The sequence below is a fragment of the Kribbella sp. CCNWLW201 genome (genome assembly GCF_037203805.1).
Lineage (GTDB): Bacteria > Actinomycetota > Actinomycetes > Propionibacteriales > Kribbellaceae > Kribbella.
The window spans coordinates 64373-82652 of record NZ_JBBCBQ010000006.1 but is presented as its reverse complement, the minus strand read 5'-3'; the positions used below and the strand labels follow the sequence as shown (position 1 = coordinate 82652).

Annotated in this window: 17 protein-coding genes; 7 read left to right on the top strand and 10 right to left on the bottom strand. The window is 69.2% G+C overall.

What is annotated here, in order from left to right; all coding sequences use genetic code 11:
* Positions 1-30 precede the first annotated feature (30 nt).
* Genes V9K99_RS24435 through V9K99_RS24420 form a run of 4 tightly spaced genes read left to right on the top strand, consistent with a single transcriptional unit; the run spans position 31 to position 8236 of the window.
* The gene (locus V9K99_RS24435; RefSeq protein WP_337004163.1) at positions 31-2997 is read left to right on the top strand and encodes a hypothetical protein; all 2967 of its coding nucleotides are present in this window, start codon (positions 31-33) and stop codon (positions 2995-2997) included.
* Positions 2934-7121, top strand: a complete 4188-nt coding sequence (locus V9K99_RS24430) for a hypothetical protein (RefSeq protein WP_337004161.1) — start codon at positions 2934-2936, stop codon at positions 7119-7121. Before V9K99_RS24435 ends, V9K99_RS24430 begins: the two co-directional genes overlap by 64 nt.
* Positions 7122-7147: 26 nt before the next feature.
* The gene (locus V9K99_RS24425; RefSeq protein WP_337004160.1) at positions 7148-7678 is read left to right on the top strand and encodes a hypothetical protein; all 531 of its coding nucleotides are present in this window, start codon (positions 7148-7150) and stop codon (positions 7676-7678) included.
* A 3-nt stretch (positions 7679-7681) separates the two neighbouring features.
* Positions 7682-8236, top strand: coding sequence for a hypothetical protein (locus V9K99_RS24420; RefSeq protein WP_337004158.1), 555 nt, complete (start codon positions 7682-7684; stop codon positions 8234-8236).
* Here the strand turns inward: V9K99_RS24420 and V9K99_RS24415 are convergent.
* On the bottom strand, positions 8224-8847 hold the full coding sequence (locus V9K99_RS24415; RefSeq protein WP_337004156.1) for an acVLRF1 family peptidyl-tRNA hydrolase: 624 nt from the start codon (positions 8845-8847) through the stop codon (positions 8224-8226). The genes V9K99_RS24420 and V9K99_RS24415 overlap by 13 nt on opposite strands.
* Positions 8844-9452 (bottom strand): TetR/AcrR family transcriptional regulator, encoded by a 609-nt coding sequence (locus V9K99_RS24410; RefSeq protein ID WP_337004154.1) that lies wholly within the window; start codon positions 9450-9452, stop codon positions 8844-8846. The genes V9K99_RS24415 and V9K99_RS24410 overlap by 4 nt, the downstream gene beginning before the upstream one ends.
* A gap of 64 nt (positions 9453-9516) precedes the next feature.
* Between V9K99_RS24410 and V9K99_RS24405 the strand changes: the two genes are divergently transcribed.
* Positions 9517-9993 (top strand): quercetin 2,3-dioxygenase, encoded by a 477-nt coding sequence (locus V9K99_RS24405; RefSeq protein ID WP_337004152.1) that lies wholly within the window; start codon positions 9517-9519, stop codon positions 9991-9993.
* A 54-nt stretch (positions 9994-10047) separates the two neighbouring features.
* Here V9K99_RS24405 and V9K99_RS24400 read toward each other — a convergent pair whose 3' ends face one another.
* From V9K99_RS24400 to V9K99_RS24365, 8 genes are read right to left on the bottom strand one after another with little or no spacing between them, the layout of a single operon-like run.
* Entirely contained in the window at positions 10048-10434 is a 387-nt protein-coding gene (locus V9K99_RS24400; RefSeq protein WP_337004150.1) for a metal-sulfur cluster assembly factor, read from the bottom strand.
* Complete coding sequence (gene sufU / locus V9K99_RS24395) at positions 10427-10885, bottom strand: Fe-S cluster assembly sulfur transfer protein SufU (RefSeq protein ID WP_337004149.1); 459 nt, start codon at positions 10883-10885, stop codon at positions 10427-10429. Before sufU ends, V9K99_RS24400 begins: the two co-directional genes overlap by 8 nt.
* On the bottom strand, positions 10885-12141 hold the full coding sequence (locus V9K99_RS24390; protein WP_337004147.1) for a cysteine desulfurase: 1257 nt from the start codon (positions 12139-12141) through the stop codon (positions 10885-10887). The genes sufU and V9K99_RS24390 overlap by 1 nt, the downstream gene beginning before the upstream one ends.
* Positions 12138-12899 (bottom strand): Fe-S cluster assembly ATPase SufC, encoded by a 762-nt coding sequence (sufC, locus tag V9K99_RS24385; protein ID WP_337004145.1) that lies wholly within the window; start codon positions 12897-12899, stop codon positions 12138-12140. Before sufC ends, V9K99_RS24390 begins: the two co-directional genes overlap by 4 nt.
* A 23-nt stretch (positions 12900-12922) precedes the next feature.
* A complete protein-coding gene (locus tag V9K99_RS24380; protein ID WP_337004143.1) occupies positions 12923-13261 on the bottom strand; it encodes a non-heme iron oxygenase ferredoxin subunit in 339 nt (112 codons plus the stop codon).
* Entirely contained in the window at positions 13258-14460 is a 1203-nt protein-coding gene (gene sufD, locus V9K99_RS24375; RefSeq protein WP_337004141.1) for a Fe-S cluster assembly protein SufD, read from the bottom strand. Before sufD ends, V9K99_RS24380 begins: the two co-directional genes overlap by 4 nt.
* Positions 14460-15872, bottom strand: coding sequence for a Fe-S cluster assembly protein SufB (sufB, locus tag V9K99_RS24370; RefSeq protein WP_337004140.1), 1413 nt, complete (start codon positions 15870-15872; stop codon positions 14460-14462). The genes sufD and sufB overlap by 1 nt, the downstream gene beginning before the upstream one ends.
* Positions 15869-16582 carry a helix-turn-helix transcriptional regulator gene (locus V9K99_RS24365; RefSeq protein ID WP_337004138.1) on the bottom strand — a complete coding sequence of 238 codons (714 nt, stop codon included), beginning with the start codon at positions 16580-16582 and terminating at the stop codon, positions 15869-15871. The genes sufB and V9K99_RS24365 overlap by 4 nt, the downstream gene beginning before the upstream one ends.
* 166 nt (positions 16583-16748) lie before the next feature.
* Here V9K99_RS24365 and V9K99_RS24360 point away from each other — a divergent pair, with 166 nt between their 5' ends.
* Both V9K99_RS24360 and V9K99_RS24355 read left to right on the top strand, forming a co-directional pair.
* Positions 16749-17474, top strand: coding sequence for an ABC transporter ATP-binding protein (locus V9K99_RS24360; protein ID WP_337004136.1), 726 nt, complete (start codon positions 16749-16751; stop codon positions 17472-17474).
* Positions 17471-18271: an ABC transporter permease gene (locus tag V9K99_RS24355; RefSeq protein ID WP_337004134.1), complete on the top strand. Its 801-nt coding sequence runs from the start codon at positions 17471-17473 to the stop codon at positions 18269-18271. The genes V9K99_RS24360 and V9K99_RS24355 overlap by 4 nt, the downstream gene beginning before the upstream one ends.
* The last annotated feature ends 9 nt before the right edge of the window (positions 18272-18280 follow it).

Genomic DNA, 18280 nt, shown 5'->3' with positions numbered 1-18280 from the left:
TGGTGATCACCGAGGCGCGAACGGGAGGGGGTGGGTCGACTGACGACCCCAACTTTCACCGCCCCGGATCCGGCGGCGCGCGCCCGCGCGACGATCGGCACCGCTTTGGGGATCGTCTCGCCGTCGGCCGTACCGCTGCGTGACGGCCGGGTCTGGTTGACCGGCCGCGACGACGTACTGCCGGCCCACATCGTGCGGGCGATGGAAGCGCGGTTCCAGAGCCGGGCGGAGGACCGCGCCAGTGACGCGCGGATGCTCGCCGAAGCCGTCGGCGTGCTGGGCGCGGAGATCGCCCGGTCCCGGGGCGAGTCTCCAGAGGCCGGAGCCACCGACGCACTCGACCGGCTGCTGCGCACTCCGGGGCTGGACCAGTCGCGCCGTACCGAGGGTGAGGCCATGCTTCGCCTCGCGCTGCGGCTGGCGGCGCAGGAATCCAAGGACGCGGCAGCACGACTTCGGTCGTTGCCGGGCGAGCCCAGGGTGCCGGTCGCCACCGAGATCGTCTCGGCCGCTCAGCGGATCAGCCAAGACGCCGGACTGCTCGCCATCAACGCGACGCAGCCCAGCCGGCGACCGCGGGTCGGCGGAAGCCACCGCCGCGCGTCGCTACCCCCGACGGTCACCCGACAGGTCCGCGGGACGAGTTCGGCTACCAGCCTGCCCGGTCTCGATCCGGGTCAGAGCGAGCTGGCCGCTCTCGCGGCGCTGACGCGGCTGGACGAGCCTGCCCTGGGCGCGACCGTCACCAGCCGGCCGGTCGTCAACATGCAGTCCCGGCGGGCCGCTATCACCACCACCTCGAGCGACTCACCGCAGTACATCCGGGTGGAGGTCCTGCCGACCGACCGCCGGGTGACTGCCCAGGGCCGGCTCCGCTCGGGTACGGCGAACGATCCGCACGTACTGCGGATCAAGCCCGGGCTGCCCCCGCATCAGTACGAAGCTGTCTGGGTTCATCAGCTCAGCCTGATGACCCAGCAGCAGGAGGCGGCGCGAGCCAACCGGCCGACGGGAGTCCTCGGCAGACTCCGGTCGGCCTTCAGTCACGAACGGCGCGATCGCCGGATCAATGCCGATCTCGCCGTTTACCGCAAGCTGTCCAGCGACTGGCAACTGGCCCGCGAGGGCCGGCCGACCAGTCCGCTCAGCGTGCAGGACCTGGAACGCGACATCGAGGGCCTGGCGACCACGATCGAGCGCCGCAGCGGCAGCCGGCCCGAACGCCCGTGGGCGAACGAAACGACGTACTCCCCCGCCGCGGCCGTCGAAGGCTTCGCCGCCGAACGCGCCGTCACCGCAGCCACCCCGGCTCCGAACACCCCCGGCCACCTCCGGCAGCAAGTCTCCGAGCAGATCGCATGGCTCGAGGCCGCCGTCACGGATCTCAAAGCGCAGGCGGCCGACAAGACGACCAGTGCCGCGGACGCCGCCGACCAAGGCACCGGGAAAGTGGACCAGGCCGAGGCCGAGGCCATGCTCAAGGACCGCGGCGCACCGGAGCGGGCCCGGCGGCTGCGGGCGGATGCGGTCGCCGCCTTCGCCAAGGGGCGTCGCCACACCGAGATCGGGCACAGCTACCAGCAGGCGGCGGACGACGCCGGCAAGGCGCTGGCCGGGTACCAGGCCTTGCTCGCTCAGCTCGACGATCCGAATCACCAACCGGAGCAGATCGAGGTTCTGGCCCGGGAAGCAGCCAGGCAGACCGACGTCTACCAGGCGAGCCTGCTGGATGCGCTACCGGTCGACCATCTGGAGACCGGGGTACCGTCCGACGAGCGGCTGGACCTGCCGATCGCCGAGATCAACGCGATGCTGCGTGAGCCTGAGGATCTCGGGCTGGTCGCACGCGGCAGTAGCCCGCAGATCTCCAACCGGGGCCCGGTCCCGATGCCGGCTGCCCAGTACCGCCGGTTGTTCTCCGACGGCATGGTCTTCAACGTCGCCGGCGACGCCGATGACGACGTCAAGAAGGTCAAACAGGTCCGGGTCCGGATGACGGCCCGCAACGTGACCGAAGTGAGGGGTCTGGACTACACCCTCGCCGAACAGATGTCCGGCACCCTCGGCGAGGGCGGTCAGGCCAACGCCATCACCAACACCCACTCGTCGAGCATCAGCTACGGCGTCGACCTGCAGCCGTTCATGACGCTGGCCCCGGTGGGCAGCACCGTCCACGCGGCATCGCAGGTGTTCTCACCCCGCGCCGACATGACCACGGGCCACACCGAGAGTGTGACCGCCGGTGCGAGCGTGCACGGTCAGCTCGGGTGGGTCGACGTACACAAGGGTGAATCGCTGCCTTACCGCTGGACCGGCGAGTTCGAGATCCAGGTTCGCGATTCACCCACAGAGCCGTGGTCCGAGGCCCGCACGTTCGACGCCGGTGAGCAGCTGACCTGGGTGCCGAGCCCGTACACGGTGAAGGCGCAGACCGAGACCGTCACGCTGGAGCAGCTCGGCCATGGTGGCGACGTCACCGACGAGTTCCCGCGGCACACGGTCACCCGGATCAGCGGTCTGCACAGCGTCAACGACCGCCTGGTCACCCAGGCGCGGGAGCGGTTCGGCCGGATCGACCGTACCGGGTACGACGCCATCAGCCAGCTCGTCACCGAGGACCCGTACCGGCTTCTCGGGGACATGGCCCGGACCGGCGGCCTCAGCCGTTCGATCCGGATCGACGGCGACTCGGAGTACGAGCTCACCATGAAGGTCGAGCCGGACTGGAGCAAGGCCGTACTCGTCGGCGAGTGCACCGGTGACGAGGGCCAGGAGATGGTCCAGGTCGACTTCGCCGGCTTCAACGCCAGCAGGGTGACCGGCAGTCCGCGTCGGCGACGCTGGCCTTCCCAGGCCGGCCGTTCGACCCCGCCCAGCCGGTTCCGGCCTACCTGCCCAGCCCGACGGCGTTGGACGACCTCGGCTCGACCACCATGGACCTCTCGCCGAACGCCTCGGCCGGGCGGAACGTGTCCCGCCAGGGCGGCCAGAACGTGAGTACGACGGCCATCACACCGGTGGTCGACCGCGACATGGCCCCGACCCAGGGCGTCCTGGTTCCCCTCAAGGTGACCGCGACCCTGCGCAAGCTCGACAAGCCCGAGGCCGAGCCGGTGGTCATCACCGACATCTGCGAGGCGAAGCTGCGGGTCACGGCCAACCGCCTGCTGCGTGCCGGTGCACCAGGCCCCGCGGACGCCGTACTGCGTGACGAGAACGGCGACATCCGGCTCGACCAGCACGGGCGGGCGCTGCTGCTCGGCGACCCCGAGCCGCCGACCGGACAGCAGAAGCTGCCGCCTTGGCATGGCAATGGTGAGAACAAGCTGCGTGGTCCGGGCAAGTCGCTGCCCTCGGAACTCGAGGGTGTCAAGGAAGCCCGCGAGCAGGCGCTGACCAAGCTGAGCGAGATGGGTCTGATACCACCGCTCGGCGACGACTTCGAGCCTCTCTGGCAGGAGTTGCCGTCGGATCCGTTCCGGCGGCGTCGGCTGGCCGCCCAGCTGGACAACTACGACCGGGTGGACCGCACCATCCGCGCCGACCGGATCGCGGGCGCGATGAACACGACCTGCCAGTCCGGCCTGCTGGTCCAGCTCGTCGACCACCGCTTGGGCCAGGTGCCCCGGAACCGCGTCTTCCGGTTGTCCACCGAACTGGACTACGACAACCCGGAGCCGGCCGGCAGCACCGGGTCGAGATTCCTCGCCCGGCTCGGCATCAGCTCACGGGCCACTCAGCAGACCTCCGGCCGGGCGAAGGGCGTGCCGATCTCGGCCGGTGCCGGCGTCAAGGACGGCCCCGACGCCGGACAGCGGGGCTGGACCGCCAAGCTGGGCCTCAAGCTGAGCCGGAGCGCGATCGGCCGGAGCTTCAACTGGAGCCTCGGCACCCGGGTGAACCGGGTGACGCTGAACGAGAGCACCGGCGAGACCGACCACGTCCGTCCGGACATGCGGATCACCTTCACCGAGGTGACCGCCGAGGACGGCGACTCCGAACCGCTGGCCGACGTCTGGGGCAGCGTGCTGCTGCCGTACGACAGCACGTTGGCCAGGGCCGAGCCGTTGGTGTTCGAGGCCAACCCGATGCCGCCGCACCCGGAAGCCGTCCGCCGGTCCATTCCCGAAGCGGTGGACGCCGGCAACCCGGCCGACCGGCTGTTCACCGCGGTGGACGCGATCCGCGGGGACACCACCGGCTTCGTGCAGCTGCATGCCGCGCTGTCCTCGGAGAGCCTGGTCTCCAACACGGAGTGGCTGAACGGCAGGTACGAGCTGCCGCTGGTTATCACTCCGCCACCAGGGACTCCGGCTCAGGCGCTCGCGGACGGGACGCTGCTGCCGCAGGAGTACAAGGTCGTCATCCGCAGCGAGGCCGTCAGCCACACGTTCGCCGCGATGAACGACCAGAACACGGCCAACATCAACTTCACCATGAGCGATGTCGGCCACAGCTCGGGCACCTCGGCCTCCGGCGGGGTCTCCGGCGAGGTCGGTGCCGGGATGGCCGATGCGGACAAGTCGGCACTCAGCGGCAAACTCGGCGTCGGCAGGGTGGGCGGCAAGTCGCAGTCGACCGGCACCGGCCAGACGTCCGGCGAGGAACGGCTGCGGGTCAACGACGGCGTCCACTACGAGTTGATCGAGAAGCGCCGGATGGTGGCCGACGTACTCCAGGGCGACCAGATCGTCCAGAACGTGCCGCTGCAGGACGCGCTGGTGCAGAAGACGCTGCCCGAGTTCGAGGCCCTCGAGCTCTACGGCGCCGGGAAGTTCGACCTGCCGCTGCCGATCGCCGCGGACGTTGCCGAGCGGTACCTGACCAGGAAGCTCGAGCTCAGTCCGCGTACCGCGGCGGCGTTCGTCCGCCGCTACAAACTGCAGAAGGCCGGTGTGGACACCGGTCTCCCGGCCGAGCACACCGATGAGCGCCTGAACCAGCGGGTGCTGGAGAAGACCGGGGTTCAGGAGTCCACCGCCGCAACTGCCCAGGAGAAGCTCGAGGAGAACCTGGTCCGCATCCAGCAGACAGCCGAAACCCGGCGCGTCGTGGGTCTGCCGGAGTCGTACGACACCACCCTCGGCTCGAGCCAGCTGTACATGGTCAAGCAAGAGGGAACCGAGTTCGACGTCGATCTCATCCCCCAGCTCCACCAGCAACTCGAGCAGGTGGCGCCCGGGCTGCTGGCCGACGAACCCCTGCTCCGGTCGATGCTCGACACCAACCTCGCCGCGGACAGCTATCAAGGTCACCTGGTCGACATGCTCGGTCCGCGCGGATTCTCTGCCCCGATCGAGATCCCGGTCGAGGGCCAGGCTCAGCCCGACATCCTGGTGGTCAAAGTCAAGGCCCGGTTCGTGGGTGACGTCACTGTCGACGGCACCGCCGGCCTCTCCAAGGCTGCTGCGATCGGGCTGGTCCAGAAGTACAAGTACCGGGGCCGGGACCGGTCGACCAGCCACAGCACGACGTACTCCGGCGGCGTGGAGGGCAAGCACGAAGACACCGAGGGTGCGGCGATGTCGGGCGGCGCCGGCACCGACCGGACCCGACAGGTCAGCGCCGGCAGCAGCGAGCAGACCACCACGATCGACCGGACCGGGGACTTCGACCTCACCCCGGTCTACCGGACGATCGTTTTCACCACCGAGGTGGAGCGCATCCACAACGCCGGTGCGGCGGCGATGGGAAGTGCGCGGTGGCGGCTCAACCGGACAGTGCCGGCCGCGCAGACCACGGCCGCCCAGCCGGAGGAGATGCGCGCCGAGCTCACCGCTTTCGTGCCCCGCGGCGTGGTCGAGGATCCTCCCGAAACCGGCACCCAGCAGGCCGCCACGGAATTCCAGGCCGATCACCGGCACGTGGATCTGCCCGCGGGAGCAGCCGTCGAATCCATGCTCCCGTACCGCAAGGGCGAGACGGTCCAGGACGAGCTGTACAACCGGATCACCGCACATCTCGGCCGGCGCGACGTCCTCGGGCCCGCGGGCCTGGCCCTGCACGAGGCGGCGGTCGGGTCCCAGCTGAAGCCGAGTGCGATGGAGGCCGGCTTTCAGGAACTGACCAGCCCGGGCGGTCTCAAGCTCGAGCCGATGTCCGCCGCCGGCAACGGCCGGACCACGGTCGCCGTACAGATCAACGCCAGGGCGGTCGGCTGGAAACTCGTCAGCAAGCCGGTTCCCGGCCAGTCCGGCAGTGTCTGGCGCGAGCAGCACCAGGCGAAGAGCTCCACCACCGGGAACCACCTCGGGCCGGTCACCGCGACCGGTGGCGCCGGCCGCGGCATCATCTCGGTCAGCGGCGCGGTCGGCGAGCAAGTCAAGGAACAGTCCTCGGACTCCCACGGCACCCGGCTCGAGACCAGCGCGTTCCGGAACGGTGACCTGGTCACCGTGCGGGTTCCGGTCGTGTACGACGTCACCGTCGACCAGCTCACGGACAAGGGCCGCGGCACTCCGCGGACCAAGAACACGACGCACCTGCGGGACACCGCGCGGGGCGAGTATTACGTGCGGATGCTGTACCACGAGTACCTCGAGGGCCTGCGGCAGATGGAGGCCGGCGGTGACATCTCGCTCGACGGCGCCCTGCTGCAAGCCATCCCGGAAGAGCTCGGCGAGCCCGACCTGTGGGCCACCGAGTACGGCGTGAACGCGGCGGGACAACGTGAGCACCAGCCGTACCGGCCGATGCTGAACGCGCTCGACCAGGCCAGGATCGACCGGGCTCCGGTGGTCGTGTCCATTCGGGACGACGCCGGCAAGGAGCACCTCTACCAGGCACTGCCCGACGGGCGGATGGCCGGAGTGAACGACGGCGGCTTCGGCAGCGCCTTCGCCACCTTGAACCGGGACCTGGTGCAGATGGCCGAGCGACGCGTCGACCTGCGTGAGCTCTTCAACACGATGGAGCCAGGTGCCAACTTCAGTACCGAGGTGGCGGACGCACTCGTGCAGAGCGGCGTACCGGACTCGATGCTGAAGGGGCTCACGTACTCCACCGCGACGCGCGAGCAGGCACCGGCCAGTGGTCAGGGTGCGAAGCCTACTGTCGGTGGTACGGCGGCCGGCCGGACCGTCACATCGACCACGAGCGGCCCGTCCTTGACGGGTCCGTGACCGAGCCAGACGACGAGAGGGACGGTATGGCTTTCGCGGTAGCGCGGACCAGGGACGAGGCTTACCTCTACCTGGAGCTGCATCCCTGCCCCGACTGCGGTTCGATCGACACACCATGGGAGCACGGCCTGATCGAAGTGGACGGCGAGCTGGCGACCAGCTACGCCGGGACCTGTCCAGGCTGTGACGCGGAACGTGAGTACCTGTTCGGTCTGCCGGCCCGGGAGACCAGAGCGGTCGGCTGGCCGACGTTCGGTGGTCCGGAGCCGTCGGAGCTGCTCGATGCGGGTCAGTGGATGGACGTGGCGGATCAGGCTGCTGCCAACGTCCCCATCGACCCGGTAGAGGCCGGTAAGGTGCTGGCCGTCGCCCGGGCGGCTGTGGACGAGGTGATCAAGTTCGTGCCGGCCGGGCAGGACGCCGTACCGGAAGAGGAGTTCTGGACGCCGGAAGGTCAGGCGGTCCGGAACGCCGATCCGGGCCGGTTCCGGCTGGACCGGTTGCTGGTGGTCCGCGACACCTACCGCGAGCTGGGCGCAGAGACAGGAGCGAGATAACCGATGCTGACCGCAAGGACGCTGGCCGAGGCACAGGTCTACGTGAGCCTCACGACGGCTGCCGACCCGTCCGCGCCGACCGGAGAGCCCGCGCCGATCGTGCCCGGTGGGAACCTGACCGAGGGTGCGGACGCCTGGACCCTCGCGACGCCGGTCGGTAACATCTCGATCGCCTACGCCTCCGAGGACGCGTCCCGCACGGTCGGTGCACAGTTCGGCCTGGGTGTGTCCCAGCTCGTCGACGCTGCCCAGTGGGCCGTGGTGGCCGCGACGTACGCGCGCCGGGCGCTGGAGGCGGACATGGCCTACACCGGCGGACCGGACCAGGATCGGGAGAGTGTCGAGCTCAACTGGGAGGCCGCCGCGGACGCGGTCGGTGAGGCGCTGAAGTTCCTGCCCGAAGACGCCGACGTGGTGCCGGACGAGGCCGTCTGGTCCGACTTCGGCCGCCAGTCGCGCGCGCAGAACCCCGAGCTGGTGACGCGGGCGAAGCTGACCGACGACCTCGAGTACTACCGCGGCACGCTCGAGGACTTCCGCGCGCTCTACGGCTCCTGAGGGTCCGTCAGCTCGATCCGGATCGCACGGGCGTCCACACCGGCCTGCTCGAGCACCTTCTGCTTGGGATCCGGTACGCCGAGGAACGGCGGCCGGACCAGTCCGACCAGATCCTTCAACCGCGGATCCTCGAGCACGGTGTCGACGGCCCGGCGGTCTCCCCCGCAGACGAGCGCGTCCAGCCGCGCCGGAGCCAGGATCCGTACGGCGACCTCGGTCGCGGCCGCGAAGGCCTCGCGGGCCTGGTTGTCACGCCGCCGCGCATACCGTTGCTGCGACCACCCACCGGCCTTGGTCGTCCCCTGCACGTGGCGTGATCCGACCTTCGAGTCGATCAACTTGCCACCGGCAAACACGCCGGCGCCATAGCCACCACGCCGTACCAACAGAACCCCGAGCCGATGATCGGCCAGCACATGCGCGACCAGCCCTTCACGGCTGAGGTCCGGCAGCGGCGCACACGGTACGTCGACAACGGCCAGCGACCCGTCTTCCGCGGTTAACCTCACCTCGGTCGGCGTCACGTCGTACGACACCGAGCCATGTCGTTCCGCGAATCCGGTCAGCCAGCGGTCGAGCCTTTCCGGCGCCACCGAGACGATGCGAGTCACGCGTCAGCTCCCTCGGACAGGGCGGCCCGGACGATGGCCCGCGCGGAGGACTCCATCAACTCCGCGGCCTCCGCACGGGTCAGTCCCGCGACGTCGACGAGCCAGACGAGCGCCTCGATGCCGACCGCGCTGCGGACGGCGATCGCGAGCCGGCGGATCGCGGCCTCGGACAACCTGTCCCGGGCCGGTGCGAGCGCATCCTCGAACCACCCGATCGCACGTCCTTGCCGCAGTGGCAGCTGTTCGGGTTGCGTGGCCGGATCGAGTGACAGGCGAAGCATCGTGCGCTGCTGCGGCTCGTACTCCAGCAGGCTCTCGATGAACGCCCGGACGACCGCGAGGAGCCGCGTCTCGGGATCGTCGCCGCTGTCGGCCGGCAGCAGCGACGTCAGCTCGACCACCGGGTGGGCGGCCGCGAGCAGTTCCGCCTGACTACGGAAGTACCGGTACGCCGTGGTCCGCGAGATCGATGCGGCGGCCGCGGCCGCTTCGACGGTCGGCGCCGATCCGCCCTGCGTGATCAGCTCACGCGCGGCCGCGATCAGATCGTTCCGGGTGCGCTGCTTCTGCCGGGTCCGGCCGGACTGCTCGTACGCCGTTGACATGGCATACACGGTACCGTACGTTCGTAATGGGACTGGAGTCCCACGAACGGGAGGGGTGTTCGACATGACGGCACTGGCTGCGACGGTCCGGGACCGTGGCGACGGCGAACGGCGATGGTTCAGCGGCGGCGGCTTGCAGACCTGGCTGGCCACCTCGGACGAGACCGGAGGCGCCTTCCTGCTCTTCGAGTTCACCGGCGAGCAGGGCAAGGTGACACCGGTCCACGTCCACCCCGCATCGGACGAGACGTTCTATCTCCTCGACGGCGAGATCCAGCTCGACCTCGACGGAAAGCGGCGCAATCTCACCACGGGTGGAGTGGTGGTGATCCCCCGCGGCGTGCCGCACGCCTTCATGGTCGTCTCGCCGACGACCCGGTTCCTGACCATCCAGACGCCGGGCACGGACGAAGCGTTCTACCGGCTCGCCAGCGAGCCGGCGCCGGAAGGAAGCCGGCCGATCCCGGTCGACTTCGACCGGATCCGGGACGCGGCCGAGAAGACCGGCGCCATCCAGATCATGGGTCCGCCACCGTTCTGAACAGACACGAGAGCCCGGGCCACCTGACCCGGGCTCTCCTGTGTCGCGTAACGCTCAGACGTTGAAACCGAGGGCGCGGAGTTGGTCGCGGCCGTCGTCGGTGATCTTCTCCGGGCCCCACGGCGGCATCCAGACCCAGTTGATCCGGAAGTCGTTCACTAGGCCGTCGAGTGCCATCCGGGTCTGGTCCTCGATCACGTCGGTCAGCGGGCAGGCCGCCGACGTCAGCGTCATGTCGATGATCGCGGTACTGGCGTCGTCCACGGTGATCCCGTAGATCAGGCCCAGGTCGACCACGTTGATGCCGAGTTCGGGGTCGACCACGTCCTTCAGCGCCTCGGTCACGTCCTCGACCGCGGGCGGCGTCGTACCAGGCTGAGCAGCCGCCGCCTCGAGATCCACGTCAGGCAGCTCGATCTTCTCGTCGGTCTGATCAGGCATTGGTCACTCCCTCTTTCGTGGCAAGAGCCTGGGCGGTCGCGTCCCGCCAGGCCGACCAGCCCAGCAGTGCGCACTTCACCCGGGCCGGGAACTGCGCGACGCCGGCAAACGCGACGCCGTCCTCCAGAACCTCTTCGTCCGGCTCGACATTCCCCCGGCCCTGCATCAGCTCGAGGAACTTCTCGTACGTCGCCATCCCCTCGGCGACCGGTTTGCCGATCACCAGATCCGTCATCACCGACGTCGCGGCCTGACTGATCGAGCAGCCGACGCTCTCGTGCGTCACCCCGGTCACCGTGTCACCGTCGAGCTCGACCCGGAGGGTGACCTCGTCCCCGCAGGACGGGTTCACGTGGTGCACCTCCACGTCGTACGGCTCCGCCAGCCCCGCGTGGTGGGGGCTGCGGTAGTGGTCCAGGATGATTTCCTGGTACAGCGAGTCCAGCTGCATCAAGCCACCTTGAAGAAAGAACGGACGAAACCGAGGCCGTCCACCAGCGCCTCGACCTCCTCCGGAGTCGTGTAGAGGTAGAAGGACGCCCGGGTCGAGGACTGTACGCCGAACCGCTCGTGCACCGGCCGCGCACAGTGGTGCCCGGCCCGTACCGCGATCCCGCGGGTGTCCAGCACGGTCGCCACGTCGTGCGGGTGGACGCCGTCCAGCTCGAAGCTGATCGCGCCACCGTGGTCGGTCGCGTCGGTCGGCCCGAGAATGGTCAGCCCGGGAACGGTCTTCAGCCCTTCGAGGGCGTACTCGACGATCGCGTGCTCGTGGGCGGCGACCTTGTCCATGCCGATCCCGGACAGGTAGTCGATGGCCGCACCCAGACCGACCGCTTGCGCGATCGGCGGCGTACCGGCCTCGAACCGGGCCGGCGGCGCGGCGTAGGTCGAACCGGTCATCCGGACGACCTCGATCATCTCGCCGCCACCCAGGAAAGGAGGCAACGAGGCGAGCAGTTCGTAGCGGCCCCAGAGCACACCGATGCCGGTCGGGCCGACCACCTTGTGACCGGTGAAGACCAGCAGGTCCGCGCCGAGCGCCGATACGTCGACCGGGAACTGCGGCACCGCCTGGGACGCGTCCACGACGACGGTCGCGCCGACCGCGTGCGCCTTGGCGGCGATCTCGGTGATCGGGTTGATCGTGCCGAGGGCGTTCGAGACCCAGGTCAGCGAGACGACCTTGGTGTTCTCGTTGATCAGCTCGTCGACGTTGCTGAGGTCGAGCCGGCCCTCTTCGGTCACGCCGAACCACTTCAGCGTCGCGCCGGTCCGCTCACAGGCGAGCTGCCACGGGACGATGTTGCTGTGGTGCTCCATCTCGGAGATCACCACGACATCGCCCGGCTTCAGCGAGGCGCCGAGGGTGTGCGCGGCCAGGTTGAGCGCCTCGGAGGCGTTCTTGGTGAAGACGATCTCGTCCCGCGAGGGGGCGCCGAGGAAGGCCGCGACCTTGTCCCGGCCGCCCTCGTACGCCGCGGTCGCCTCGGCACCGAGCTGGTGCATGGCCCGGGCGACGTTCGCGTTGTGCTTCAGGTAGTGGTCCTCGATCGCCTGGACCACCTGGCGCGGCTTCTGCGAGGAGTTCGCCGAGTCCAGGTAGACCAGCGGGAACCCGTTCGCGAGCTCGCGAGCAAGGATGGGGAAGTCCGCCCGGACCGACTGCAGGTCCAGGGGACTGCTGAACGTCCGGGCGTCGGTCACTTCGCGCCTGCCTTGAGGAACCGCTCGTAGCCGTTGGCCTCGAGCTCTTCGGCCAGCTCCGGACCGCCCTCTTCGGCCACCCGGCCGTCGACGAACACGTGCACGAAGTCCGGCTTGATGTAGCGCAGGATCCGGGTGTAGTGGGTGATCAGCAGGACACCCTTGTCGCCCTGCTGAGCGAACCGGTTGACGCCGGTGGAGACGACCTTCAGCGCGTCGATGTCGAGGCCGGAGTCGGTCTCGTCGAGGATCGCGATCTTCGGGTTCAGCAGCTCCAGCTGGACGATCTCGTGCCGCTTCTTCTCACCGCCGGAGAAGCCCTCGTTCACGTTCCGGGTGCCGAAGTCCGGGTCCATCTCGAGGTCGCCCAGCGCCTTGTTGACGTCCTTGACCCAGGTGCGCAGCTTCGGAGCCTCGCCATCGATGGCGGTCTTGGCGGTACGGAGGAAGTTCGCCACGGACACACCGGGCACCTCGACCGGGTACTGCATGGCCAGGAACAGGCCGGCCCGGGCGCGTTCGTCGACCTTCATGTCCAGGACGTCCTCGCCGTCCAACGTCACCGTGCCGCTGGTGATGTTGTACTTCGGGTGACCGGCGATCGAGTACGCCAGGGTGGACTTGCCGGAACCGTTCGGGCCCATGATCGCGTGCGTCTGGCCACCGCTGATGGTCAGGTTGACGCCGCGCAGGATCTGCTTAGGGCCGCTCTCGGTGTCGACCGACACGTGCAGGTCGCGGATCTCGAGTGTCGCCATGAGGTTTTCTGTCTCCGTCGCTTTTACAGGGATGCCTGGTTCAGGGGGTTCTTGACGTCGACCATCAGATCGTCGCCGTCCAGCCGGACCGGATACACCGGCACCGGGTCGTACGCGGGCAGGCTGGTCGGCTCGCCGGTGCGCAGGTCGAAACGGGAGCCGTGCAGCCAGCACTCGATCTCGCACTCGCCGACGTCACCCTCGGACAGCTGGATCTGCGCGTGCGAGCACTCGTCCCGCACCGCGAAGAACTGTCCCTCGCTCTTCACGACCGCGACCTCGACGCCGCCGACCTCCACCGGGACGACTCCTTCGTCCGGTACGTCGGTGATGGCGCAAGCGCGCTCGAACGAGTCGCTCACTGTCCGATGACCGCCTTGGCTGCAGCGCTCAGCTCGGCGGTGCGGGCCAGCTTCTCCTCGATCACGTCGTGCAGGTGCTCGGCCACCTCGGGGACGCCGAGCTTGCCGATGATGTCGTTGAAGAAGCCGGACACCACCAGCCGCCGGGCCGCGTCCTCGGGGATGCCGCGGGCCTGCAGGTAGAACAGCTGCTCGTCGTCGAACCGGCCGGTCGCGGAGGCGTGGCCGGCCCCCTCGATCTCGCCGGTCTCGATCTCCAGGTTCGGCACCGAGTCGGCGCGGGCGCCGTCGGTGAGCACCAGGTTCCGGTTCAGCTCGAAGGTGTCGGTGCCCTCGGCCGCGGCCCGGATCAGCACGTCGCCGATCCACACCGAGCGGGCGTGGTCACCAGCCAGCGCGCCCTTGTAGAGCACGTTGCTCTTGCACTGGGGCGCCTCGTGGTCGACGAACAGCCGGTTCTCGTGGTGCTGGCCGGACTCGGCGAAGTACACCCCGACCAGCTCGGCGTCACCGCCGGGACCGGCGTACCGGACGTTGGTCGAGACCCGGACGATCTTGCCGCCGAGGGTGACCACGACGTGGTGCAGTCGCGCGTCCCGCCCGACGAGTGCGTCGTGCTGGGCCAGATGGATCGACTCGTGGTCGGCCTGCTGGATCGAGACGACCCGCAGGTCGGCGCCGTCGCCGACGACGATCTCGACGTTGCTGCCCAGCTCACCGGCGCCGGTGTGATCGATGATCACGATCGCCTTGCTGTGCCGGGCGGCGTCCACGATCAGGTGGGTGAAGCCGCGGGCGCCGAGGCTGGCGACGTTCACGTGCACCGGCTCGGACAGCTCGGCCTCGACCGGGATCCGCACCGCCAGCGCCTCGGCCGCGTGGGTCCAGGCGACGGCCGCGGCACGGTCCTGCGGCGTACCGACCTTCAGCGAGTCGGCCGCGACGGTCTCGAACACGACACCGTCCGGGCCGGACGCGTCGACCTTCGGGGTCTCGGTGCCGGCCTCGTCGGCGAACAGTGCCTTGAGCGCCTTGACCGGGGTGAAGCGCCACTCCTCCTCGCGACCGTGCGGGACCGCGAAGTCGGCCACGTCGTACGACGTCGGCCGCTCGCTGCGGGCCTGCAACGGGACCAGGGACCCCGGTCCGTGGGAGTGCGCCTTGTTACCGGTGGCAACAAGGGTTTCAGCGGCGGACATCAGCCGACGGCCCCTTCCATCTGCAGCTCGATCAGTCGGTTCAGTTCCAGCGCGTACTCCATCGGGAGTTCGCGGGCGATCGGCTCGATGAAGCCGCGGACGATCATCGCCATCGCCTCGTCCTCGGCCATGCCCCGGCTCATCAGGTAGAAGAGCTGGTCGTCGCTGACCTTGGACACGGTCGCCTCATGCCCCATCGCCACGTCGTCCTCGCGGACGTCGACGTACGGGTAGGTGTCCGAACGGCTGATGGTGTCGACCAGCAGCGCGTCGCAGCGCACCGTGGACTTGCTGTGGTGCGACCCCGGCGCCACCTCGACCAGGCCCCGGTACGACGTCCGGCCGCCACCGCGGGCCACCGACTTCGACACGATCGAGCTGGAGGTGTACGGCGCGTTGTGCACCATCTTGGAGCCGGCGTCCTGGTGCTGGCCCTCGCCGGCGAACGCGACCGACAGGGTCTCGCCCTTGGCGTGCTCGCCCATCAGGTACACGGCCGGGTACTTCATCGTCACCTTGGAACCGATGTTGCCGTCGATCCACTCCATCGTCGCGCCGGCCTCGCAGGTGGCGCGCTTGGTGACCAGGTTGTAGACGTTGTTCGACCAGTTCTGGATCGTCGTGTAGCGGCAGCGGGCGCCCTTCTTCACGATGATCTCGACCACCGCGGAGTGCAGCGAGTCCGACTTGTAGATCGGCGCCGTACAGCCCTCGACGTAGTGCACGTAGGCGTCCTCGTCGACGATGATCAGGGTCCGCTCGAACTGGCCCATGTTCTCGGTGTTGATCCGGAAGTAGGCCTGCAGCGGGATGTCCACCTTGACGCCCTTGGGCACGTAGATGAACGAGCCGCCGGACCAGACCGCCGTGTTCAGCGAGGCGAACTTGTTGTCGCCGACCGGGATGACGGAGCCGAAGTACTCCTTGAAGAGCTCCGGGTGCTCCTTCAGGCCGGTGTCGGTGTCCAGGAAGATGACGCCCTGCTCCTCCAGGTCCTCACGGATCTGGTGGTAGACGACCTCGGACTCGTACTGCGCCGCGACACCGGCGACCAGGCGCTGCTTCTCCGCCTCCGGGATGCCGAGCTTGTCGTAGGTGTTCTTGATGTCCGGCGGCAGCTCTTCCCAGCTGGTGGCCTGCTTCTCAGTCGACCGGACGAAGTACTTGATGTTGTCGAAGTCGATCCCGGACAGGTCGGCACCCCACGACGGCATCGGCTTGCGGTCGAAGAGCTTCAGACCCTTCAGGCGCAGGTCGAGCATCCACTCCGGCTCGTTCTTGAGCGTGGAGATGCCCCGCACCACATCGGCGCTGAGGCCGCGCTGTGCGACCGCGCCGGCGGCGTCGGAGTCGGCCCAGCCGTACTGGTAGTTGCCGAGGCCTTCCAGTTCGGGGTGAGCGGTTTGCGTCATCGTGCAGTCCTCGCAGATTCGCCGTCGGGTACAGGGGCAGTAACCGGTTGGGGGCCGGGGATGTGCGTCGTGCAGACACCGTCGCCGTGGGCGATGGTGGCCAGTCTCTGGACGTGCTTGCCGAGCAACCGGGCGAATACCTCGGTCTCGGCCTCGCACAACTGGGGGAACTGCTCGGCCACGTGCGCGACCGGGCAGTGGTGCTGGCAGAGCTGCTCTCCGTGCGCGGCCTTTGCCGTGGAGGCGGCGTAGCCGTCCGCGGTGAGCGCCTGGGCGAGCGCCTCCGCCTTGGTGCTCTCGGGAGCCGCGTCGACCAGCTCCCGGTACCGCTGCTCCACCTCGGCGACCCGGCGCCGGGCGAACTCCGCGACCGCCTCGTCACCGCCGGACTCGGCGATGAACCGCAGCGCGGTGGCCGCCAGGTCGTCGTACGCCTGGTGGAACGCGTGCCGGCCGGAGTCGGTCAGCACGAAGACCTTCGCGGGGCGGCCGCGGCCGCGGGGGCCGTAGACGCGCTCCTCGCGGGACTCGACCAGGCCCTCGTCGAGCAGGTGGTCGAGGTGCCGGCGGACCGCCGCCGGGGTCAGCTCCAAGCGCTCCGCCAGCACCGCGGCGCTGGACGGACCGTTGGTCAGGATCGAGCGGGCAACCCGGTCCCGAGTGGACTCGTCCCGCGCGGCGCTGGCGCCCGCGGGCGCCGGTCCGTTCATCGCAGGAGTTTTCACAACATCAGTGTCGCGTAATTCACCAGACCCTTCAAATAAGGGTCCCCTAACCGGTTCGCACGCTCACGCGGCGCGTCGGCGGCCATCGTGACCAGCGTCACGCTGCCCGACCCGGGCCGAGCGCGCGGTGAGCCGGTCCTAGACTTCTCCCGTGCCAGTCGCGGTGGAGATCGACAACCTCGTCGTGCGGTACGGCGAGAAGGCCGCGGTGAACGGTCTCAGTCTCACCGTAACCGTCGGCACAGTCACGTCCGTGCTCGGCCCCAACGGTGCGGGCAAGACCACCACCGTGGAGAGCTGCGAGGGCTTCCGCCGGCCGGATTCCGGCCGGGTCCGGGTGCTCGGGCTGGACCCGATCGCCGACCACGACGAACTGATGCCGCGGATCGGCGTCATGCTGCAGGAAGGCGGCGCCTGGTCCGGCGTCCGCGCGCTCGAGATGCTCCGGTACGTCGCCACGCTGCACACCCATCCACTCGACATCCCGGCTCTGGTCGACCGCCTCGACCTCGGTACCTGTGGGCGGACGCCGTACCGGCGACTGTCCGGCGGGCAGAAGCAGCGCCTGTCGTTCGCGCTGGCGATCGTGGGCCGGCCGGAGATCGCGTTCCTGGACGAGCCGACCACCGGGCTGGACCCGCACGGCCGGCGGGAGATCTGGCAGCTGATCCGCGATCTGCGCGACGACGGCGTGACCGTCGTCCTCACCACCCACGCGATGGACGAGGCCGAGCAACTGTCGGACCAGGTCCATGTGGTGTCCGCCGGCAAGGTGATCGCCTCCGGCACCCCGGACGCGCTGACAGAGCACCACACCAAGTCACTCGAGGACGTCTTCCTCGAGCTGACCGCACCCCCGAAGCGGGAGACCCGATGAGCACGGCAGAGGGCGACGCCGCCGCGACCTATGCGCCGCGGCCGGGCAGTGCCCCCTGGCCCCGGAAGGTGCTGGCCCACTCCCGGATGGAGTTCAGGCTCCTCATCCGCAACGGCGAGCAACTGCTCCTCGCCCTCGTCATCCCGCTCGGGCTGCTGTTGCTCCTCGGCGGCACCGGACTCGGCAACCGGCTTCCACTGGGTAACGGGACACCGATCGACGACGCTGTCCCGCGGGTGCTTGCGCTGGCCGTGCTTTCGTCGTCGTTCACCTCGCTGGCGATCGCGACCGGCTTCGAGCGGCGGTATGGCGTGATCAAGCGACTCGGCGCCTCTCCCCTGTCTCGCACCGGACTGCTGGCCGGGAAGATCGGTGCGGTCCTGGTCGTGCAGCTGATCCAGCTCGCCGTACTGATCGGGACTGGGTTCGCGCTCGGGTGGAACCCGGCCGGGGGCTTCGACGCCGTGTTCGGTGTGGTGTTGATGGTGCTGTGTGGGACGGGTGCCTTCGCGTCGCTGGGTCTGCTGATGGCCGGCCTACTGCGGGCGGAGGCGACGTTGGCCGCGGCGAACCTGCTGTATCTGCTGCTGTTGGTCGGTGGTGCGGTGCTCACGCCGGTCGACGAGTACCCCGCGGGCATGCAGGGCGTCGTACGTCTGCTGCCGAGTGCGGCGCTGGCCAACGGCCTGGCGAACTCGACCATCGAGGGTGTCGTCCCGTGGGCCGCGGCGCTGTCGCTGGCGTTGTGGGCGGGAGTCCTCGGATACCTGGTCTCCCGGACCTTCCGGTGGGACTGAGCGAGCGCT

What these genes read in the sequence shown, in the direction of transcription:
- V9K99_RS24400 (WP_337004150.1), bottom strand. Translation starts at nt 10,434, where the DNA reads ATGCCTGATCAGACCGACGAGAAGATCGAGCTGCCTGACGTGGATCTC.
- V9K99_RS24405 (WP_337004152.1), top strand. Translation starts at nt 9,517, where the DNA reads ATGACGGCACTGGCTGCGACGGTCCGGGACCGTGGCGACGGCGAACGG.
- V9K99_RS24425 (WP_337004160.1), top strand. Translation starts at nt 7,148, where the DNA reads ATGGCTTTCGCGGTAGCGCGGACCAGGGACGAGGCTTACCTCTACCTG.
- V9K99_RS24355 (WP_337004134.1), top strand. Translation starts at nt 17,471, where the DNA reads ATGAGCACGGCAGAGGGCGACGCCGCCGCGACCTATGCGCCGCGGCCG.
- sufU (WP_337004149.1), bottom strand. Translation starts at nt 10,885, where the DNA reads ATGCAGCTGGACTCGCTGTACCAGGAAATCATCCTGGACCACTACCGC.
- V9K99_RS24420 (WP_337004158.1), top strand. Translation starts at nt 7,682, where the DNA reads ATGCTGACCGCAAGGACGCTGGCCGAGGCACAGGTCTACGTGAGCCTC.
- sufC (WP_337004145.1), bottom strand. Translation starts at nt 12,899, where the DNA reads ATGGCGACACTCGAGATCCGCGACCTGCACGTGTCGGTCGACACCGAG.
- V9K99_RS24365 (WP_337004138.1), bottom strand. Translation starts at nt 16,582, where the DNA reads ATGAACGGACCGGCGCCCGCGGGCGCCAGCGCCGCGCGGGACGAGTCC.
- sufD (WP_337004141.1), bottom strand. Translation starts at nt 14,460, where the DNA reads ATGTCCGCCGCTGAAACCCTTGTTGCCACCGGTAACAAGGCGCACTCC.
- V9K99_RS24430 (WP_337004161.1), top strand. Translation starts at nt 2,934, where the DNA reads ATGGACCTCTCGCCGAACGCCTCGGCCGGGCGGAACGTGTCCCGCCAG.
- sufB (WP_337004140.1), bottom strand. Translation starts at nt 15,872, where the DNA reads ATGACGCAAACCGCTCACCCCGAACTGGAAGGCCTCGGCAACTACCAG.
- V9K99_RS24410 (WP_337004154.1), bottom strand. Translation starts at nt 9,452, where the DNA reads ATGTCAACGGCGTACGAGCAGTCCGGCCGGACCCGGCAGAAGCAGCGC.